The organism is Mesorhizobium sp. SEMIA396 (genome assembly GCF_024518615.1).
Taxonomy (GTDB): Bacteria; Pseudomonadota; Alphaproteobacteria; order Rhizobiales; family Rhizobiaceae; genus Mesorhizobium.
Map to the genome: position 1 here is coordinate 1 of NZ_JANIFC010000031.1, position 3,556 is coordinate 3,556.

Genomic DNA, 3,556 nt, shown 5'->3' on the forward strand with positions numbered 1-3,556 from the left:
GGATTTGAGTTTTCTGTCTTGCGGCTTGGGCTTGGCCTGCTTGGGGGCGCCTGATGACGGGTTAAACGCCGGCACCAGGGCAAAAAACAAAAGAGCCCGCACGAGGCGGGCTGTTTGTTTAGTGAGGTTTGGTTGCGGGGACAGGATTTGAACCTGTGACCTTCAGGTTATGAGCCTGACGAGCTACCGGGCTGCTCCACCCCGCGTCACCTCTTAGCAAGCGTTTGCTTGCTAATCCAAGCAAGCGCTTGCTTGCGTTCCTAAGCAAGCGTTTGCTTGCTTTTTTGTGTAAGCCGAGGCCTACAGATAGGTATATGGCTGACCAAATGAAAGGGCCGCTTACGCGGCCCGTGATCCCTTGGCGGGCCATTTCATAAAGAGAAGACATCACTCCATCCGATTGGATGTGAGTTCAACGTGCGTTTAGCAGACCTGGCAGCGACCTACTCTCCCGCGTCTTGAGACGAAGTACCATCAGCGCTGGAGCGTTTCACGGCCGAGTTCGGAATGGGATCGGGTGCAGCCGCTCCGCCATAACCACCAGGTCGGCAAAACGCACGTTGTTCGAGAAGCTTTTGAGCGAAGGAGCACAAAGAGGCATCGGCAGCGGAGCTGTCGGGTGCCTCTCGGGGCTATTCGCTGGTCCTTTATGTGCCTGTCATCCTCCGATTTGGAGCGATGAGCATAAGGAATGAGAACGATCAAGCCGATCGAACTATTAGTACCGGTAAGCTTCAAGCGTTGCCGCTCTTCCACACCCGGCCTATCAACGTGGTCGTCTTCCACGGTTCTCAGGGAATACTCGTTTTAAGGTGGGTTTCCCGCTTAGATGCCTTCAGCGGTTATCCCGTCCGGATATAGCTACCCTGCTATGCGGCTGGCGCCACAACAGGTCCACCAGAGATCCGTCCATCCCGGTCCTCTCGTACTAGGGACAGATCCTTTCAATATTCCTACACCCACGGCAGATAGGGACCGAACTGTCTCACGACGTTCTGAACCCAACTCACGTACCGCTTTAAATGGCGAACAGCCATACCCTTGGGACCTGCTCCAGCCCCAGGATGCGATGAGTCGACATCGAGGTGCCAAACAACCCCGTCGATATGGACTCTTGGGGGTCATCAGCCTGTTATCCCCGGCGTACCTTTTATCCGTTGAGCGATGGCCCTTCCACGCGGGACCACCGGATCACTATGACCGACTTTCGTCTCTGCTCGACTTGTCAGTCTCGCAGTCAGGCAGGCTTATGCCATTGCACTCAGCGAACGATTTCCGACCGTTCTGAGCCCACCATCGCGCGCCTCCGTTACTCTTTAGGAGGCGACCGCCCCAGTCAAACTACCCACCATACATTGTCCCGGACCCGGATAACGGGCCGCGGTTAGACATCCATAGTAATAAGGGTGGTATTTCAAGGGTGGCTCCACCTGAGCTGGCGCCCAGGTTTCAAAGCCTACCACCTATCCTACACATGCCACTACGAATGCCAATGTAAAGCTATAGTAAAGGTGCACGGGGTCTTTCCGTCTAACCGCAGGAACCCCGCATCTTCACGGGGAATTCAATTTCACTGAGTCTATGCTGGAGACAGCGGGGAAGTCGTTACGCCATTCGTGCAGGTCGGAACTTACCCGACAAGGAATTTCGCTACCTTAGGACCGTTATAGTTACGGCCGCCGTTTACTGGGGCTTCGATTCAGAGCTTGCACCCCTCCTCTTAACCTTCCAGCACCGGGCAGGCGTCAGACCCTATACGTCGTCTTGCGACTTCGCAGAGCCCTGTGTTTTTGATAAACAGTCGCTACCCCCTGGTCTGTGCCACCCTCCTCTACTTGCGTAGAAAAGGGTCACGCTTCTTCCGAAGTTACGCGTGCAATTTGCCGAGTTCCTTCAGCATAGTTCTCTCAAGCGCCTTGGTATACTCTACCAGACCACCAGTGTCGGTTTCGGGTACGGTTTATAAGGAGGAGCTATTTCCTGGAACCACGCAGCAGCCCGTTCAATCCGATAAGATTGGACTACCTCAATGATCCGTCACTACCTCCAAGCCCACGAATATTAACGTGGTTCCCATCGACTACGCGTTTCCGCCTCGTCTTAGGGGCCGGCTAACCCTGCTCAGATTAGCTTTAAGCAGGAACCCTTGGTCTTTCGGCGGGGGAGTCTCTCACTCCCCTTACGTTACTCATGTCAGCATTCGCACTTCTGATACCTCCACCACCCCTCACGGGTATGGCTTCATCAGCTTACAGAACGCTCCGCTACCGCTTGGCCCTTGCGGACCAAACCCTAAGCTTCGGTGTATGGCTTTAGCCCCGTTACATTTTCGGCGCAAAGACCCTTATTTAGACCAGTGAGCTGTTACGCTTTCTTTAAATGATGGCTGCTTCTAAGCCAACATCCTGGTTGTTTTGGGATCCTCACATCCTTTCCCACTTAGCCATAACTTGGGGACCTTAGCTGTAGGTCAGGGTTGTTTCCCTTTTCACGACGGACGTTAGCACCCGCCGTGTGTCTGCCGACTAGTACTCCCAGGTATTCGGAGTTTGGTTAGGTTTGGTAATCCGGTGAGGACCCCTAGCCCATCCAGTGCTCTACCCCCTGGGGTATTCGGTCGACGCTCTACCTAAATAGATTTCGCGGAGAACCAGCTATTTCCGAGTTTGATTGGCCTTTCACCCCTAGCCACAAGTCATCCCGAACTATTGCAACAGTTATGGGTTCGGTCCTCCAGTAAGTGTTACCTTACCTTCAACCTGCTCATGGCTAGATCACTCGGTTTCGGGTCTAATGCGACGAACTGAACGCCCTATTCAGACTCGCTTTCGCTGCGCCTACACCTAGCGGTTTAAGCTTGCTCGTCACACTAAGTCGCTGACCCATTATACAAAAGGTACGTGGTCACCCAGGACGAACCTTGGGCTTCCACTGTTTGTAGGCAATCGGTTTCAGGTACTCTTTCACTCCCCTTGTCGGGGTGCTTTTCACCTTTCCCTCACGGTACTAGTTCGCTATCGGTCATGCACGAGTACTTAGGCTTGGAGGGTGGTCCCCCCAATTTCAGACAGGATTTCACGTGTCCCGCCTTACTCGAGGACGATTGATTGCATTACGCGTACGGGGCTGTCACCCACTATGGCCCTACTTTCCAGAAGGTTCCGCTTGTCTCTCAATCGCCACTGGCCTGGTCCGGGTTCGCTCGCCACTACTTCCGGAGTCTCGGTTGATGTCCTTTCCTACGGGTACTTAGATGTTTCAGTTCCCCGCGTTCGCCACTTTACCCCTATGTATTCAGGGTAAGTTACCTATTATCGATACTTGGAAACCACAGCAGCAAGTCGGCCTTGCGACCTTCCGGCTGCTCTGATTTTCCAAGTACCTTAGGTGGGTTTCCCCATTCGGAAATCTACGGATCAAAGGGTATTCGCACCTCCCCGTAGCTTATCGCAGCGTATCACGTCCTTCATCGCCTGTGCATGCCAAGGCATCCACCAATTGCCCTTAAGACACTTGATCGTTCTCATTGCCAATGCCCACCCGCGCAATCCCGAAG

General features: G+C 53.8%; 1 tRNA gene and 2 rRNA genes. All 3 read right to left on the bottom strand.

Features of this window, described 5'->3' with window-relative positions:
- Window positions 1-129: 129 nt before the first annotated feature.
- Window positions 130-206 (bottom strand) — tRNA-Met (locus tag NP503_RS33100).
- A 224-nt stretch (window positions 207-430) separates the two neighbouring features.
- Window positions 431-545, bottom strand: a 5S ribosomal RNA gene (gene rrf / locus NP503_RS33105).
- A gap of 152 nt (window positions 546-697) precedes the next feature.
- Window positions 698-3,519 (bottom strand): 23S ribosomal RNA (locus NP503_RS33110).
- Window positions 3,520-3,556 lie beyond the last annotated feature (37 nt).